This is a genomic window from Pontibacterium sp. (genome assembly GCF_041587635.1).
Taxonomy (GTDB): Bacteria; Pseudomonadota; Gammaproteobacteria; order Pseudomonadales; family Balneatricaceae; genus Pontibacterium.
Genome location: NZ_JBFGYC010000027.1, coordinates 1 through 16616, shown reverse-complemented (window position 1 = coordinate 16616; position 16616 = coordinate 1). Strand labels below are relative to the sequence as shown.

The window sequence follows — 16616 nt, the reverse complement described above, 5'->3', positions numbered from 1 at the left end:
CCTTTGATCTTGAATGGTGTGGCCAGGCAAGCGGAAACAGTTGAGCCCATGGTGCGGGTTACGCGGTAAGGGCCAACGCGCTTAACGCCCTTCTCGCGGGTGATGTCTGCGCTTTCTACAATGTTCGCTGCAGATGCGCCACCGGAGCCAACAACCAGGCCGGTGCGCTCGTTTGATACCTGGTCTTCGCTCAGGCCAGAATCTGCAATGGCTTCGTTCATTGCAATGTAAGTGTATGCTGCGGCATCGCCCATGAAGCGCAGCAGTTTTCGATCGATCTTCTCGGAGAAGTCGATGTCAATACTGCCTGCTACGTGGCTGCGGAAACCGCGCTCTTTGTAATCTTCCTGGAACTTGATGCCGGAGCGGCCCTGTTGCAAAGACTCCAGGACAGATTCCTTATCTGTGCCCAGGCAGGACACGATTCCCATACCGGTAACTACTACCCGTCGCATGTGATGCCTCTCTTATTCCACTCGTTTATTTTATGCACAGCAAATAACCCGGTATTCCTCGATAATCTGTATCGTTTGGCAAATCGTCAATGATAAGAATTATCGGTAATAGGGGTTATGGCGGTCTTTATTGTAAGACCGCCAAATTGATCAGAAGTCGTCAGTCGAAGTGAACAGGCCAACGCGCAGATCTTTTGCGGTGTAGATTTCGCGGCCATCAACAGACATGGAAGCGTCTGCGATGCCCATAACCAGCTTGCGTTCGATGACGCGTTTCAGCTGAACGTGATAGGTGACTTTTTTGGCGGTAGGCAGTACCTGGCCGAAAAATTTTACTTCGCCAGAGCCTAGTGCGCGTCCGCGGCCTTTGTTGCCGCGCCAGCCCAGGTAAAAGCCAACGATCTGCCACATAGCATCCAGGCCCAGACAGCCTGGCATAACAGGGTCTTCCTCGAAATGGCAGCCGAAGAACCAGAGGTCAGGGTTGATGTCCAGCTCGGCAATGATTTCGCCTTTGCCGAATTCGCCACCGTCTTCAGTGATTGTCAGGATTCGATCCATCATCAGCATGTTGCCGATTGGAAGGCGGGCGTTGCCCGGACCGAACATTTCACCGTGGCCACATGACAGCAGCTCATCGCGATTAAAAGAGGAAGGTCTTGTCATTGGAAACTGTTTACCCAGATTTTTCTTAAAATATCGCGTGATTATACCGTTTTGGGCTCTGTGTGGCACGGCTTGTGTCAGTTAATATCTGTAAAAAGTTTAAAACTTAGGGTGTAGAGGTCGTTATGGAGCACGCTTTTTGGCATGCGCGTTGGGCGGAAGGTCGTATCGGCTTCCATCAGGATGAGTTTAATTCTCAGTTGCAGGCGTATTGGCTTGGCCTGGATGTGAGCTCAGAAGGGCAGGTGTTTGTGCCTCTGTGTGGCAAGAGTGGCGACATGCTCTGGTTGCGAGAGCAGGGGCATCCAGTCTTGGGGGTGGAGCTTAATCAGAGTGCATGTGAGGCGTTTTTTGCGGAGCGTGATGCGGAGCCAGTGGTCCGTCAGGAGGGAGCTTATCGGTATTACGGTTGCGATGGCGTTGAGTTGCTGTGCGGAGATGTTTTTTCTTTATCGGAGGCTCAGTTGCAGGATGTTGTTGCGGTCTATGATCGTGCCGCCTTGGTGGCATTGCCACCTGCAATGCGTCAGCAGTATGCGCAGATGTTGATCGAGCATCTGCCAGCCGGAGTTTCTGTTTTGCTGATTGCGATGGAGTTTGAGGGTGATCAGGGTCCGCCGTTTAGTGTGGGGGAAGATGAAGTGGTGGCGTTATTTTCGTCACGCTTCCAGATTCGGCGCCTGAGTGAGCGGAGTGGTAGTACTGGACGGCAGGATATTGCTTATCAGTTAACGGATAAGTGCTGAGGTAAGTGTCGAGGTAAAAACGCCGGAGTGATCGTCCGGCGTCGGAAAGATTAAGCTTTACGCTTAACTGCAATGTCAGCCAGTTGCTTGAGTGTGTCTTTAAAGGAGCTGTCGGCCAGTGCGTCTAGCGCGGCGATGGCTTTGTCGGCTTCTTCCTGGGCGCGAGTCTGGGTGTAGGTAATGGCGCCTGTCTGGCGTACGATCGCCATGATGGGTTCCAGATCTTCCAGTCCGCCTTTGCGGATTGCCTGGCGAATCAGTTGGCGTTCCTCGTCATTGCCTTCACGCATAGCATGAATCAATGGCAATGTTGGTTTGCCTTCGGCCAGATCGTCACCGACGTTTTTGCCCATCTCTTCGGCGGTGGATAGATAGTCCATCACGTCATCGATCAGCTGGAAGGCAATGCCGAGGTGGCGGCCATACAGGCGTAAGGCTTCGCGTTGCTCAGCGGTGCAGTCTGCCAGAATGGCGCCCGACTCGGTCGCGGCCTCGAACAGCATCGCGGTTTTCCCCAGAATGACCTGCATGTAAGAGTCTTCTGTGGTGTCCGGGTTTTTTGCGTTCAGCAGTTGCAGGACTTCGCCTTCGGCGATGACGTTGGTGGCATTTGAGATCACTTGCATGATGTCCATGCTGCCAATCTCAACCATCACCTGAAATGCGCGGGAATAAAGGAAGTCGCCGACCAGGACGCTCGGAGCATTGCCCCAGCGCGCATTGGCGGTGTCTTTGCCGCGCCGTAAATCTGAATTATCGACAACATCGTCATGCAAAAGCGTGGCGGTGTGAATAAATTCAATGATCGCGGCAAGTGGTATGTGTTTTTCGCCGTTGTAACCGCAGGCATTTGCGCTCAGCAGTACCAGTAGCGGGCGCAGGCGCTTGCCGCCACTTTCTACGATGTAGTGGCCGATTTTCTCAACCAGCGGGACGTTAGAGCCCAGGTGATTGATGATGTAATCGTTGACGGCTTCGAACTGTGGTTCGACTTGTGGATTTAGCTGATGTGGCTGCATGGCGAATATATATACATAAAGAGTATGGGCGCATGCTAGGGACAGTGGGGGGCGGTGTCAAGGATAGAGGTCAAGAGTTGCCGTATGTGGCTAAGTGCTATATAATCGCGCGCCCTAGTTCATCCAAATTAAGCTCCCTACCATATGGGTTGGCCATTAGAAGTAGGTCGTTTTTTAAACAGTAGCCGGATGGGCTGAATATACGGAGAAAATCATGTACGCAGTAATTGTTAGCGGCGGCAAGCAGTACCGAGTTCAGGAAGGTCAAACCCTGAAACTGGAAAAGCTGGCAGTTGAGCAGGGCGCGAATGTTGAGTTCGATCGCGTTTTGCTGGTTGGCAACGGTGACGACATCAAGGTCGGCGCACCAGTTGTTGAAGGTGCTAAGGTAACCGCTGAGGTTGTTGAGCACGGTCGCGGTAAGAAAGTTCATATTCTGAAATTCAAGCGCCGTAAGCATCACATGAAACGTCAGGGCCACCGTCAGTGGTTCACTGAAGTTAAAATTACTGGCATTAACGCCTAATTTTAATCTGACTGGAGAATAGATAATGGCTCATAAGAAGGCCGCGGGTTCTACTCGCAACGGTCGCGACTCCGAGTCGAAACGCCTTGGTGTTAAGCGTTTCGGTGGTCAGGTTGTGACTGCAGGCAGCATCCTGGTTCGTCAGCGCGGTACTAAGTTCCACGCTGGTACAAACGTAGGTTGCGGCAAAGATCACACTCTGTTTGCTAAAGCAGACGGCGTAGTGAAGTTTGAAGTTAAAGGTCCTCATAAGCGTAAGTACATCACTATCGAAACTGCGTGATAAGGCCTTTTCCTTGCAAAAAGCTCCGCTCAGGCGGAGCTTTTTTGTTTGTGCGTTATACCTTGCTCCAGCTTATATAATGAACTGGAGAACAAAACCTTTCGGGGGTCCCAAATGAAATTTGTCGATGAAGTGATGATTACAGTAGAAGCCGGTAAGGGAGGCAATGGCTGTATGAGCTTTCGGCGTGAAAAATATATCCCGAAAGGTGGTCCTGACGGCGGTGACGGTGGTGACGGTGGCTCTGTGTATTTTGAAGCCAGTGAGTCCCTGAATACGTTGGTAGATTTTCGCTTCACCCGTCGCTTTAAAGCGGATAACGGGCAGGGCGGTATGAGTCGGGATTGTACTGGGGCAAAAGGTGAAGACCTGGTATTGGAAGTGCCGGTGGGTACGACCATTATCGATACTGATACAGATGAAGTGTTGATCGATCTGACTGAGATTGGTCAGCGCGAAAAGATCGCCCAGGGTGGTTTTCATGGCTTGGGCAATACGCGCTTTAAAAGCAGTGTAAACCGCGCTCCGCGCCAGACGACGAAGGGGTCGATTGGTGAGACGCGTAACCTGAAGCTGGAGCTTAAAATTCTGGCGGATGTGGGTTTGTTGGGTCTGCCTAATGCGGGCAAGTCGACCTTTATCCGTGCGGTGTCTGCAGCTAAGCCAAAAGTGGCTAACTATCCGTTTACCACGCTGGTGCCTAATCTGGGTGTGGTGCGTATCGAGAAGCACCGTAGCTTTGTGATTGCGGACATTCCGGGCATTATTGAAGGTGCAGCGGAAGGGGCGGGTCTGGGTATTCGCTTCCTCAAGCATTTGGCGCGTAACCGTCTATTGCTGCATATTGTTGATATGGCTCCGTGGGATGGTGTTTCTCCGGCAGAAGCGGCTGAGGTTGCCGTGGGCGAGCTGGAGAAATTCAGTGGTACGCTGGCTGAGCAGCCGCGTTGGCTGGTCTTGAATAAGCTGGATATGGTGCCAGAGGGCGAGCGTGAAGAGCGCTGTCAGTCGGTGATTGATGCGCTGAACTGGGAAGGTCCTGTGTATCGTATTTCTGCGATCAGTAAAGAAGGTACTGACCTGCTGGCGCGTGAGATTCAGACCTTCCTGGATGATCGCTTGTATGCGATTGAAGAAGATCCGAGCATACTGGATCAGGAGCATGCGATTCGCGAGCAGATCGATGTTGAGGCGCGTTCGCGTATTGAGGAGTTGCGCCTGTCTCGTGGTCGAGCGGAAGCAGCAGATGATGTGGATGACTACGACGACGATGATTACGATATCGAAGTCGAATGGGTGCGGGAATAGGATTGAGGTACGTTTGTGACATCTGAACGCCAACAGTTAGTCAAAGGAAAGCGCTGGGTCGTCAAGATTGGTAGCGCCTTGCTGACCAATGATGGTCAGGGGTTGGATCATGAGGCGATTGCGCATTGGGTCGAGCAGTTGGCTGCTTTGCGTGCGCAGGGCATGGAGATCGTATTGGTCTCCTCAGGGTCGGTTGCAGAAGGTATGACGCGTCTGGGTTGGTCTGATCGCCCTCATGAGGTGTTTAAGCTTCAGGCGGCTGCGGCGGTGGGTCAGATGGGGCTGGTGCAGGCGTATGAGGCTAATTTTCAGCGTCATGGTATGCATACCGCGCAGATTCTTCTGACTCATGAGGATCACTCTGACCGTAAGCGCTATCTGAATGCGCGTGCGACATTGCGTACCTTGCTTGATCTGGGTGTCGTGCCGGTTGTTAACGAGAACGATACTGTGGTGACCAATGAGATTCGTTTTGGGGATAACGACACCCTGGGCGCATTGGTGGCCAATCTGGTCGAAGCGGATGGCTTGGTAATCCTGACGGATCAGCGTGGTCTGTATAAGGAGGATCCGCGCAATAACCCAAATGCGGAGTTTGTCTCTGAGGGGCGTGCCGGGGATGAGGCGCTTGAGGCGATGGCTGGCGGTGGTGGCAAGCTAGGTCGTGGGGGTATGGCGACCAAGGTGCGTGCAGCGAAGCTGGCGGCTCGCTCAGGGGCTGTGACGGTCATTGCTAGTGGTCGTGAGGATAATCTGCTGACGCGCTTGCGCGGTGGTGAGAGTGTAGGGACCTTGCTGGTGCCTGATCAGCAGCCTGAGGCGGCACGTAAGCAGTGGATTGCGGGTCATTTGCAGGCAAAAGGAACGCTGGTCCTGGATCCGGGTGCTGTTAAGGCGCTAAAAGAACGCGGTAAGAGTTTGCTGCCTGCGGGTGTAAAAAGCGTTAAAGGTAATTTCTCTCGCGGTGAGATGGTGCTGATGGTCGATGAGAATGACTACATCGTCGCCCGTGGATTGGTGAATTACGGGATTGATGCTGCGCGTAAAATTATTGGTAAGCCAAGTTCTCAGATCGAAACTATCCTTGGATTTATCGGGGAAGAGGAGTTGGTGCATCGTGATAATCTGGCGCTCAGCAGCCGTGTGTCGTCCTGAGTCTCAAGCTTAGCGTTTGGTAATTTCTGGCAGGGCGCTTGTCCTGCCAATGCTGCCCTTCAGTATCTCTCTGCTTCTCTACTTCTCTACTTCTCTACTTCTCTACTTCTCTACTTCTTATGCTCTGTGCCCTTGATGGGTGTGGGTTTGTTGCGTAGCTCGGGTGTGGTTGCTTTGGCGGGTTTTGAGTAAATAGTAGGCACAAAAAAACCGGCAGAAGCCGGTTTTTTTAGAAAGCAGTTTGGTTATTAAACCAGTGCTTTAATACGCGCGTTCAAGCGGCTCTTGGTGCGAGCAACTTTAGACTTGCTGAAGATGCCTTTGTTCACGGAAGCATCCATGATTGGCTGAGCGACTTTCAGCGCTGCGTTAGCGGCAGCCTGATCACCACTATCGATAGCAGTAACTACTTTCTTGATGTAAGTACGCACCATGGAGCGCAGGCTAGCGTTGTGCTGGCGACGCTTTTCCGCCTGGCGAGCGCGTTTACGAGATCCTGCGGAATTTGCCACAGTCCGACTCCTTAAACGTTATCTAATAAAAAATGTTCGTTGATATCGAAAGAGCAGATACCAAAAAACGAGAGGCGAGATTATTCACATTTGTGGAAGTGGTGTCAACAAAAGGATGAGCATTTTTAAGGGGGCAAAGGTATTATTGCGGCAGTTAAGCCCTCTGAGGATAGATTTTTGGATACACAGAAGGAAAAGCCGGCACCGGTGGACCCTAAAGCACGTAAGTCATCCAGTTTGTTAAGGTCCAGTGGTGTGGTAGGTATTATGACCATGCTATCCCGTATTTTAGGGCTGGTGCGTGATGTGGTGGTGGCGAACTATTTTGGCGCGTCTGGCAGTGCTGACGCCTTCTTTGTAGCGTTCAAAATTCCCAACTTTCTACGTCGTTTGTTTGCCGAAGGGGCTTTTTCTCAGGCGTTTGTCCCGGTGTTGTCTGAATACCGCACGCAGCGTGATCATCTGGCGGTCAAGGCATTGATCGATCGGGTAGCGGGAACATTGGGCGCTACGCTGATTACCGTGACACTGATCGCGATGTTAGGCGCACCGCTACTGACCGCATTGTTTGCTCCCGGGTTTTATATGGCGGGTGGTGAAAAATTTGAGCTGGCAGCATCGATGCTGCGGATTACGTTCCCTTATCTGCTACTGATTTCGCTGACGGCCTTTGCGGGCGCAATTCTGAACAGTTATGAGCGTTTTGCGGTGCCTGCATTTACCCCGGTGCTGCTCAACGTAACGCTGATCAGTTCTGCTGTCTTTCTTTCGCCGCTGTTTGATCCGCCGATTCTGGCGCTGGCCTGGGGGGTCATGATTGCGGGTGTGGTGCAGCTGGTGTTCCAGTTGCCGTTTCTAGCGCGCTTGCGGTTACTGCCCTGCCCGGTGGTGGATCGGACTGATGAAGGCGTGCGCCGCATTCTGAAGCTGATGTTGCCCGCGTTGTTTGGGGTTTCGGTGACGCAGATAAACCTGCTGCTGGATACGGTGCTGGCGTCCTTCCTGCAAACCGGCAGTGTGTCCTGGCTTTACTACTCTGATCGTTTGGCTGAACTGCCGTTGGGTGTTTTTGGTATCGCCATTGCAACCGTCATTCTGCCAAGTCTGTCACGCAAGCACGCGACAAAATCAGCGGAACATTTTTCGCACACCCTTGATTGGGCGATGCGCATGGTGCTCTTGATCGGAATGCCTGCCGCGGTTGCCCTGTTTATTCTGGCCGGGCCGATGATAGTGACCTTGTTCCACTATGGTGCGTTGAATGACCGTGATGTGCATATGGCCTCCATGAGCTTGCAGGCTTACGCCTGTGGCGTGATGGCCTTTATGCTGATAAAGGTGTTGGCGACAGGCTATTTCTCCCGTCAGGATACAAAGACGCCCGTTAAAATTGGTATTCAGGCCGCCATTGCCAATATGGTGCTTAACCTGATTTTGATCGGACCGTTGCAGCATGTGGGGTTGGCGGCGGCTACGTCGATGTCGGCATTCCTTAATGCGGGCTTGTTGCTGCACGGGTTGTTACGGGCAGGTGTGTTTCAGTGGCAGCCGGGCTGGAGCATTATTTTGTTTCGCTTGGTGCTGGCGAATGCCGCGATGGGGGCGGTATTGCTCTGGCTAGCAGGTGATCTGCAGCAGTGGCTGGAGTGGGGTGTTATGGACCGTGCCTGGAATATGGGGGTGCTGGTAGTGAGTGGTGCAGGCATCTATGTATTGGTGTTGGTGTTAATGGGGATGCGGCCTTCGCATCTGAAAAATTCCGGTTGATACGCTTGCAAGTCACGTAACTCTCTGATTGTAGAGGTACTCGCAGGCGCACAATTAGGCTATAATTCGCCGTTTGTTTTTGGGGCTTGGCTGTTGTACTGATGGAACTCATTCGAGGATTACATAATCTGCGCGACAAACACCGGGGCTGTGTGGCCACTATCGGCAATTTTGATGGTGTGCATTTAGGTCATCGTCGGGTACTCGAGCAGGTTAAGGCCAAAGCCAAAGAGCTGGGATTGCCCTCGGTTGCGATTACGTTTGAGCCGCAGCCGCGAGAATTTTTTGCCGGAGATAAAGCGCCGCCACGGCTGACTCGTTTCGACGAGAAGGTCCGCTTGCTGCAGGCCGAGAATATCGACCGCGTGTTATGCCTGACGTTTAACAAACGGCTGCAGTCGATGTCGGCGGATGCGTTCATCAACCAGTTGCTGCTCAAAGGGCTTGAGGTGAAGCACTTTGTCGTTGGCGATGATTTCCGCTTTGGTTGTGACCGCGCAGGTGATTACAAAATGCTGCGCAAAACCGGCGATCAGCACGGCTTTTCTGTGGTGAATACCGCGACTTTCCTGATGGATGGCGAGCGGGTCAGCAGTACACGTATACGTACAGCCCTGGCGCAGAATGACTTCACGTTGGCGGAAAGCTTGCTGGGACGCCGTTACACCGTCACAGGCCGCGTGTTGCACGGACAAAAACTGGGACGCCAGTTGGGTGTTCCCACCGCAAACATTCGTATGCACCGCTTCCCGTGTCCGATGAAGGGCGTTTATGCGGTGCAGGTGGCAATGCCCGACGGTAGTTATGAACGGGGTGTTTGCAACGTAGGCCCGCGTCCCACCGTTAACGGTATTCAGCCCGTACTGGAAGTGCACCTGCTGGATTATCAGGGCCATCTCTACGGACAGCTACTCAGCGTAGAGTTTTTAGAATTTATCCGCGCCGAACAGAAGTTCGACGGACTGGAACAGCTTAAAAAACAGATTTTTGCAGATATCGATCAGGCGCGCGCTTACTTTGCGTGATGCACCTGAACATCAATCCGGAAGCGACAGATCATGACCGATTACAAAGCGACACTGAACTTGCCTAAAACGGCATTCCCGATGCGAGGCAATCTGGCCCAGCGCGAACCAAAAATGCTGAAGCGCTGGCAGGAGATGGACCTGTATCAGAAGATTCGTGAGGTTAGCAAAGGTCGTAAGAGCTTCATTCTGCACGATGGCCCTCCGTACGCGAACGGCGATATTCACATCGGTCACGCCGTGAACAAAATCCTCAAGGATATGATTATCAAGTCCCGTACTCTGGCAGGCTTTGATGCGCCATACGTACCGGGCTGGGATTGCCATGGTTTGCCAATCGAACACAAAGTTGAAACCAAGTTCGGTAAAGCCGGTGCCAAGCTGAGCCATAAAGAGTTCCGTCAAAAGTGTCGTGCTTATGCCAGCAAGCAGGTTGATGGTCAGAAAGCAGATTTTGTACGTCTGGGTGTTCTGGGCGATTGGGACAACCCATACCTGACGATGAACTTCGATACTGAAGCGAACATCATCCGCGCACTGGGTCGTATTGCTGAAAACGGTCATCTGGTGAAAGGTTACAAGCCGGTTTACTGGAGTGTTGTCGGCGGTTCTGCACTGGCAGAAGCTGAAGTTGAATATCAGGACAAAACCTCCACAGCGATCGATGTGCGTTATGCGCCGGTTGATGCGGCAGATTTCCTGAGTCGTTTTGAACTGGAAAACGGTGGCGGTGAAGGCAACGTCTCTGTGGTTATCTGGACCACTACGCCATGGACCTTGCCATCGAGTCAGGCCGTGTCTCTGAATGCTGAGCTGGATTACGTACTGGTACAGGCTGATCTGGGTCTGGGTCAGGAGCGCGTGCTGCTGGCAGAAGGTCTGGTTGAGTCTGCGATGCAGCGTTACGGTGTGGACAGCTACAGCATTGTTGCCCGCTGTAAAGGTCAGGCGCTGGAAAACAGCCCACTGCAGCACCCGTTTGTCGCTGAGCGCACAACACCGGTAATTCTGGGTGACCACGTAACACTGGATGCCGGTACGGGCGCAGTACATACCGCACCTGACCACGGCGTGGAAGACTTTGAGGCAGGTCGTCGTTACGGTATCGGTACACTGAATCTGGTCAGCGATAACGGTGTCTTTGTTGAAGGTGCCGGGCAGTTTGCCGGACAGCATGTTTACAAAGTCGATGACGCCGTTGTTGAGGTTCTGAAAGAGAATCACGCGCTGATTCTGGAACACAAGTTCCAGCACAGCTACCCGCACTGCTGGCGTACAAAAACACCGCTGATCTACCGTGCGACACCACAGTGGTTTATCAGCATGGAAGAGAAAGGCCTGAAGGCTGATGCTCTGACCGCGATTAAAGGCGTGGAGTGGTTCCCGGCTTGGGGTCAGAACCGTATCGAAGCGATGGTTGAGCAGAGCCCGGACTGGTGTGTCTCCCGTCAGCGTACCTGGGGTGTGCCAATCACCCTGTTTATCCACAAAGAAACCCAGCAGCTGCATCCGAAAACGGCTGAGCTGATTGAGCAGGTTGCCCTGCGTGTGGAAAAAGAAGGTATCGATGCGTGGTTTGATCTGGATGCGGCTGAGCTGCTGGGCGATGAAGCTGAGCAGTACTCTAAAGTGACCGATACGCTGGATGTATGGTTTGATTCCGGTGTGACGCACTGCTCTGTGCTGGACACCCGTGAAGGTCTGCATTCACCCGCTGATCTGTATCTGGAAGGTTCTGACCAGCACCGTGGCTGGTTCCAGTCCTCCCTGAAGACCGGTATCGCAATCAAAGGTGAAGCGCCTTACAAGCAGGTTCTGACGCACGGTTTCACCGTGGATGGTCAGGGTCGCAAGATGTCCAAGTCCATCGGTAACGTAGTTGCACCGCAGGAAGTGATGAACAAATACGGTGCAGATATCCTGCGCTTGTGGGTTGCATCCACCGATTACAGCGGTGAGATGACCTGTTCTGATGAGATCCTGAACCGTGCAGCGGATGCCTATCGTCGTATCCGTAACACGGCGCGTTTCCTGCTGTCGAACCTGAGTGGTTTCAATCCGGAAACGGATCTGGTTGCAGCAGAAGAGATGGTTGCACTGGATCGCTGGGCGGTTGATCGCGCGGCACGCCTGCAGAAAGAGCTGGAAGGTCATTACGACCGGTATGAATTCCTGAACGTATATCAGAAAATCTCTCACTTCTGTTCGCAGGAGCTGGGTGGTTTCTATCTGGATATCATCAAGGACCGTCAGTACACCGCAGCTACTGATGGCGTAGCACGTCGTTCTTGTCAGACCGCGCTGTACCATATCGTTGAAGCACTGACCCGCTGGATTGCGCCGATCCTCAGCTTCACGGCTGATGAAATTCTGGAACAGATCCCGGGCGAGCATGATGAATCTGTGCTGCTGGGTACCTGGTATGAGAATCTGGCTGAATTGTCTGATGATGCGCAGATGGGGCGTGACTTCTGGAATCAGGTGATGGCGGTGAAAACAGCGGTCAACAAAGAGCTGGAAACCCGTCGTACAGAAGGTCTGATTGGCTCCAGTCTGGAAGCAGAAGTGACCTTGTACTGCGGTGAAGAGCTGAAAGCGACGCTGGACCTGCTGGGTGATGAGCTGCGCTTTGTCTTGCTGACCTCTAAAGCGGCGGTTGCGACTTCCACTGAAGCGGCTGACGCACAGACGACAGACGTAGACGGTTTGCAGGTGAGTGTAGCGAAAACCGCACACGAAAAATGTGACCGCTGCTGGCATCACCGTGAAGACGTGGGTGCGAACGCTGAACACGAAGCATTGTGTGGCCGTTGCGTAGAGAATATCACCGGTGAAGGTGAAAGCCGCAGCTTTGCATAGGGACTTCGGTTGATGTCTGCCGCTTCGCAAAAGAGTTCGCTGATCTGGCTATGGCTGGCGGTGGTTATTGTCGTCCTGGACCTGTGGTCCAAGTTTGTGACCAATACCTCGCTGGATTACGGTGTGCCGGTAGAGATTCTGCCGGTCTTTGATCTGCGTCTCTCCTACAACACCGGCGCTGCGTTCAGCTTTCTGGCGGATGCCGGTGGCTTTCAGCGCTGGTTCTTTGTGGTTGTTGCCGTCGGTGTCAGCGCCATGCTGGTAGTGTGGATGAAGCGCACGCCCCGCTGGCAATGGTGGGTTGGGGTGGCTCAGGCGCTGGTCCTTGGTGGTGCTTTGGGGAATCTTTATGACCGGGTAGTGCAGGGATATGTCATCGACTTTATCTCCCTACACTACGGCGAGTACTACTTTGCTGTGTTTAATCTGGCAGATGTAGCCATCTCGATCGGCGCAACATTATTGATCATTGATATGCTGTTTCTGGAAGGAAAGATCCGGGACAGAAACGAAACAGAAGGTGAAGCATGAGCGAACAGATCATAGGTCCGGGTAAAACCGTGACACTGCACTTTGCGATCAAACTGGAAGATGGTCAGGTTGTTGATTCAAACTTTGAAGGACAGCCAGCAACATTTACCGTGGGCGATGGCAACCTGCCAGAAGGGTTCGAGCAGGCTTTATTTGGTTTGGTAGAAGGGGCAAAAGATTCCCTGCAGATCTCACCGGAGCATGCCTTTGGGATGCCAAACCCGAGTAACGTTCAACGTTTTCCACGTACCCAGTTTGAAGACATGAAGCTGGAGAAAGGTCTGGTGATCACCTTTCAGGACGCCAAGCAGGGTGAGCTGCCAGGTGTGATCGATCGTTTTGATGAGCAATCGGTGCATGTTGATTTTAACCACCCGCTGGCTGGCCGTGAGCTGAGCTTTGAGGTGGCGATCCTGTCGGTGGCTGACGCGAGCTAAGCCTTCCGGGGCATAAAAAACCGATGCAACTGCATCGGTTTTTTTATGCCTGATATATCTGCGGCCTCCCTTTTCTTCATCCTTTGCGCCCTGCGGGGTTATGCATTTCCAAGTTCATCGCTCCTCTATCAATTGCCGATTTAACCGAGTGTTTTTTGATCAGGGGCAGATTCCGTCTATTTTTTACGTCGTCCTATGGCGGGAGTTAACGGCAGCGACTAGACTGTTTTACTACGAAGAAAGTATTAGTTTAGGTCTCGTTCAAAAATGAAGAAAATGAGTGGTTTTACGTTGATAGAGTTACTGATCGTACTGTCGATTATCGTGATTCTTTCCACCATCGTAATGCCTAATTTCGGACCGTTTGTTCAGCAGAGCCGAATGGATTCGATTCAAAACCGGTTACTCGCCAGTGTTTCACTGGCAAGAGCAGAGGCGATACGCCAGGACGTGCAAGTAACCGTGTGTGCGCGTAACAACACCGAAAACATGGCGAACTATACCTGTGGTAGCAACTGGGCCAACGGCTGGGCGGTTGTAGCGGGTAGCGCAGCAGTGCGGGTTGAAGATGCTCCGGCAAATGCCATTGCGATGAGTGGAAGCAATATTACGTTTAAGAGCTCAGGGCTTCTCAGTAGCGGAAATGATGTCTGTTTTTCTGCCGATGATGGCAATGGGGATACTGATGTACGGTATCTGCAGGTCAATCAGTTCGGTAGGATCCGGGCCTGGGATGGAGCACAGAATGATGGTGTCTGTGGATCCGATGGGTGAACGCGGCTACACCCTGATCGAAGTGCTAGTTGCACTGTTGCTCACATCTTTGGGGTTGATGGGAATGGCGGGATTGCAGGTGGTTTCCCTAAAGCAGAATCAGAGTGCTTATATGCGCAGTCAGGCGACAATATTGGCGTATGACATTATCGACAGAATGCGCGCCAATGTTGCGGCGGTCGAGAATGGTAACTATTTTTTGGCCTCTGGTACGGAAGACAGTAACTGTGAAACAACGACCGGTTGTTCCGATGCGGAGATGGCAGCGCATGATGTATTTCGGTGGCAAGCACGGTTAGCGGCAGAACTGCCCTTGGGAAATGGGTTGGTATGTCGTGACACGAATCCTGATGACAGTACCGACGGAGATATCACAACACCGGCATGTGGGACCAGTACCGACAGCGATCTGCCCATTGTGGTGTATGTCTGGTGGAATGATGAGCGTGCCAGCAATGCTGTTTCAACACGTTTGGCGGTCAGTGCGAGCTTATGAAACTGTTAAGCAGAATAAACCGTAAACGCCAGCAGGGGCTGTCGATGATCGAACTGATGGTCGCCTTGCTGATTGGCACGTTGCTGACAGCAGCGGTACTACAGATGTTTCTTGGCAGCCGTACGACATATGCTATGCAAACTGCACTGGCAACAATGCAAGAGAACGCCCGTTTCGCGGTAGAGTTTCTATCACGGGACTTACGAATTGCCGGATACGTCGGTTGTTCTGCGAATACCTCGTTAGCGAACACGTTACGAGATACCAGTAACAGTGATGAGATCTATGCGCAGTTTGATATGTCGCAACCGGTTATGGTGGAAGATAACTATGTCGTTGCTAGCGGCACCAGTATCCCTTTACCGACAGCAGCGACGCCAACAGCGGGCACGGATATTGTCAGTGTGAAGTTTGCTGATGGTGAGGGTAGTTGTACGGTGGAAAGCCATGTGGCGGCATCGGCGACTATTCATTGTTACGCCAATCACGATTATCAGAAAGGTCAGATTCTCCTAATTTCTGACTGTGCACATTCCGCTATCTTTCAGCAAAGCAACACCGTGAATACCGGTAGCCAGACCAAACAAGTTAACCACAACAGTGGACAGGCGGTGCCCGGCAACTGCACCAAAGGGTTAGGGTTGCCCGTTGATTGCGCGTCAACACAGGGAACGGCTTATACCTTTCCATCCGGGGCTACGGTACAGCTCTATAAAAACTATGCCTACTACATCGATGATAACGCTTTTGGCTCACCCGCATTGCATCGGTCAGCCATCACTGTCAGCAGCGGATCTGCAGGACTCGAAGAGCAGGAGCTGGTGGAGGGCGTTGAAAACATGCAGATAACCTACGGTATCGATAATGACGATGATGGTGATGCTGACTATTACGTGGCGGCGGATACCAACGGTGATGGAACTGAAGATTTGGATGTCACAGAGGTGGTTGCCATTCGCATCAGCTTATTGATGCGTAGTATCGAGGACAATGTGCTCTCGAGTGCGCAGACATACAGTTATAACGGTGCAGCGGTTACCGCAACGGACCGGCGATTACGCAAAGTGTTTACGACAACCATTACCCTGCGTAACCGGGTGATATAAGTGAGTAGTTCAAAGAAGCAGAAGGGGGCGGTGCTGATCGTGTCGATGATTTTTTTAGTGATCATGACACTGATTGGTATGGCGGGTATTGAGGTGACCGGGCTTGAAGAGAAAATGGCTGCGCAGTCACGTGATCGACAGATGGCGTTTGAAGCAGCGGAAGCCGCGTTACATGATGGTGAAGCGTATCTGGAATCTGTGGTGACCATGCCTGCGTTTGATGGCAGCAATGGCTTATATACCCCCAAGACCGATGGTACCAATAACTGGGATAACTGGTCGGCATTGGGTACCAGTGTGCGTAGCATGCGCTCACAAGTGACGGATTCGGACAAAAAAGGTTTTTCCCAGCTTTCTGCGTTTGCGACTTACATTATTGAGGAGTTGGCGGCATCTGCGCCAGATGATAGCAAAGAGGCGGGTAAGGCTAAGGAGCAGCGCCGCTACTACCGTATTACGGCTCGAGCGGTGGGGCTTAGTTCGTCCTCCGAAGTGAAATTGCAGTCGGTTTATAAACGCTAATAGCAGGAACCTGAACGATGAACAGGATCTTCCGAATTCGATTGGGATATCTCCTACTGCCTCTGATCTCAGCCTATCCGTCCATTACGTTAGCTGATCTTTCACAGACCCCCCTGTATCTGACGACGTCGGTTAAACCGAATATTTTCTTTCTGGTGGATGATTCTGGCAGCATGGATTGGGAGGTCTTGAGGTCGTCGGGTGTGAGTGCCATCTCGATTTACGACTCTTTTCCCAATAGCGGCAATATTGATATTACCCCGACCCGTGAAGACCGTGATGAGATACTCGAATCCTGTGCCGGATACAATGTGCTTTACTATGATCCGAGCAAGACCTATACCCCTTGGGACGGTGTCGATGACAATGGTAATGCGTACGTTAATCAAACCATTACGGCGGCTCGGGTAGACCCCTACGATGCCGATG

The 16616-nt window shown here is 52.3% G+C and carries 19 protein-coding genes; 15 read left to right on the top strand and 4 right to left on the bottom strand.

Annotated features, from left to right (window positions below):
• Both ABYW01_RS03075 and fabA read right to left on the bottom strand, forming a co-directional pair.
• On the bottom strand, positions 1-455 hold a 455-nt coding region (locus ABYW01_RS03075), incomplete at its 3' end, for a beta-ketoacyl synthase N-terminal-like domain-containing protein (RefSeq protein WP_372831077.1).
• Between the two features lie 150 nt (positions 456-605).
• A complete protein-coding gene (gene fabA / locus ABYW01_RS03070) occupies positions 606-1121 on the bottom strand; it encodes a bifunctional 3-hydroxydecanoyl-ACP dehydratase/trans-2-decenoyl-ACP isomerase (RefSeq protein WP_193952538.1) in 516 nt (171 codons plus the stop codon).
• A 125-nt stretch (positions 1122-1246) separates the two neighbouring features.
• Between fabA and ABYW01_RS03065 the strand changes: the two genes are divergently transcribed.
• Positions 1247-1867 (top strand): thiopurine S-methyltransferase, encoded by a 621-nt coding sequence (locus ABYW01_RS03065; RefSeq protein ID WP_372831076.1) that lies wholly within the window; start codon positions 1247-1249, stop codon positions 1865-1867.
• A 50-nt stretch (positions 1868-1917) separates the two neighbouring features.
• Here ABYW01_RS03065 and ispB read toward each other — a convergent pair whose 3' ends face one another.
• Positions 1918-2886, bottom strand: a complete 969-nt coding sequence (gene ispB, locus ABYW01_RS03060; RefSeq protein WP_372831075.1) for an octaprenyl diphosphate synthase — start codon at positions 2884-2886, stop codon at positions 1918-1920.
• A gap of 214 nt (positions 2887-3100) precedes the next feature.
• Here ispB and rplU point away from each other — a divergent pair, with 214 nt between their 5' ends.
• The 4 genes from rplU (at position 3101) to proB (ending at position 6158) form a co-directional block, all read left to right on the top strand.
• Positions 3101-3412, top strand: a complete 312-nt coding sequence (rplU, locus tag ABYW01_RS03055; protein ID WP_193952541.1) for a 50S ribosomal protein L21 — start codon at positions 3101-3103, stop codon at positions 3410-3412.
• 25 nt (positions 3413-3437) lie between these two features.
• Positions 3438-3695: a 50S ribosomal protein L27 gene (rpmA, locus tag ABYW01_RS03050; protein ID WP_193952542.1), complete on the top strand. Its 258-nt coding sequence runs from the start codon at positions 3438-3440 to the stop codon at positions 3693-3695.
• A gap of 114 nt (positions 3696-3809) precedes the next feature.
• Entirely contained in the window at positions 3810-5003 is a 1194-nt protein-coding gene (cgtA, locus tag ABYW01_RS03045; protein ID WP_372831074.1) for an Obg family GTPase CgtA, read from the top strand.
• 15 nt (positions 5004-5018) lie between these two features.
• Positions 5019-6158: a glutamate 5-kinase gene (gene proB, locus ABYW01_RS03040; protein ID WP_372831073.1), complete on the top strand. Its 1140-nt coding sequence runs from the start codon at positions 5019-5021 to the stop codon at positions 6156-6158.
• Between the two features lie 248 nt (positions 6159-6406).
• Here proB and rpsT read toward each other — a convergent pair whose 3' ends face one another.
• The gene (gene rpsT, locus ABYW01_RS03035; RefSeq protein WP_193952545.1) at positions 6407-6670 is read right to left on the bottom strand and encodes a 30S ribosomal protein S20; all 264 of its coding nucleotides are present in this window, start codon (positions 6668-6670) and stop codon (positions 6407-6409) included.
• A gap of 177 nt (positions 6671-6847) precedes the next feature.
• Between rpsT and murJ the strand changes: the two genes are divergently transcribed.
• From murJ to ABYW01_RS02985, 10 genes are all read left to right on the top strand, one after another.
• Positions 6848-8437, top strand: a complete 1590-nt coding sequence (gene murJ / locus ABYW01_RS03030) for a murein biosynthesis integral membrane protein MurJ (protein ID WP_372831072.1) — start codon at positions 6848-6850, stop codon at positions 8435-8437.
• Between the two features lie 101 nt (positions 8438-8538).
• Entirely contained in the window at positions 8539-9462 is a 924-nt protein-coding gene (gene ribF / locus ABYW01_RS03025) for a bifunctional riboflavin kinase/FAD synthetase (RefSeq protein ID WP_372831071.1), read from the top strand.
• A gap of 33 nt (positions 9463-9495) precedes the next feature.
• Entirely contained in the window at positions 9496-12321 is a 2826-nt protein-coding gene (ileS, locus tag ABYW01_RS03020; RefSeq protein WP_372831070.1) for an isoleucine--tRNA ligase, read from the top strand.
• 12 nt (positions 12322-12333) lie between these two features.
• Positions 12334-12852 carry a signal peptidase II gene (lspA, locus tag ABYW01_RS03015; RefSeq protein ID WP_372831069.1) on the top strand — a complete coding sequence of 173 codons (519 nt, stop codon included), beginning with the start codon at positions 12334-12336 and terminating at the stop codon, positions 12850-12852.
• Positions 12849-13289: a peptidylprolyl isomerase gene (locus ABYW01_RS03010; RefSeq protein WP_193952549.1), complete on the top strand. Its 441-nt coding sequence runs from the start codon at positions 12849-12851 to the stop codon at positions 13287-13289. Before lspA ends, ABYW01_RS03010 begins: the two co-directional genes overlap by 4 nt.
• A 267-nt stretch (positions 13290-13556) precedes the next feature.
• A complete protein-coding gene (locus ABYW01_RS03005) occupies positions 13557-14063 on the top strand; it encodes a GspH/FimT family pseudopilin (protein ID WP_372831068.1) in 507 nt (168 codons plus the stop codon).
• Positions 14035-14559 carry a type IV pilus modification protein PilV gene (gene pilV, locus ABYW01_RS03000; RefSeq protein WP_372831067.1) on the top strand — a complete coding sequence of 175 codons (525 nt, stop codon included), beginning with the start codon at positions 14035-14037 and terminating at the stop codon, positions 14557-14559. Before ABYW01_RS03005 ends, pilV begins: the two co-directional genes overlap by 29 nt.
• On the top strand, positions 14556-15665 hold the full coding sequence (locus tag ABYW01_RS02995) for a PilW family protein (RefSeq protein WP_372831066.1): 1110 nt from the start codon (positions 14556-14558) through the stop codon (positions 15663-15665). Before pilV ends, ABYW01_RS02995 begins: the two co-directional genes overlap by 4 nt.
• A complete protein-coding gene (locus tag ABYW01_RS02990) occupies positions 15666-16187 on the top strand; it encodes a PilX N-terminal domain-containing pilus assembly protein (RefSeq protein WP_372831065.1) in 522 nt (173 codons plus the stop codon). It begins immediately after the preceding gene.
• Between the two features lie 17 nt (positions 16188-16204).
• Positions 16205-16616, top strand: a 412-nt coding sequence (locus ABYW01_RS02985) for a hypothetical protein (protein ID WP_372831064.1), incomplete at its 3' end; no start/stop codon positions are given.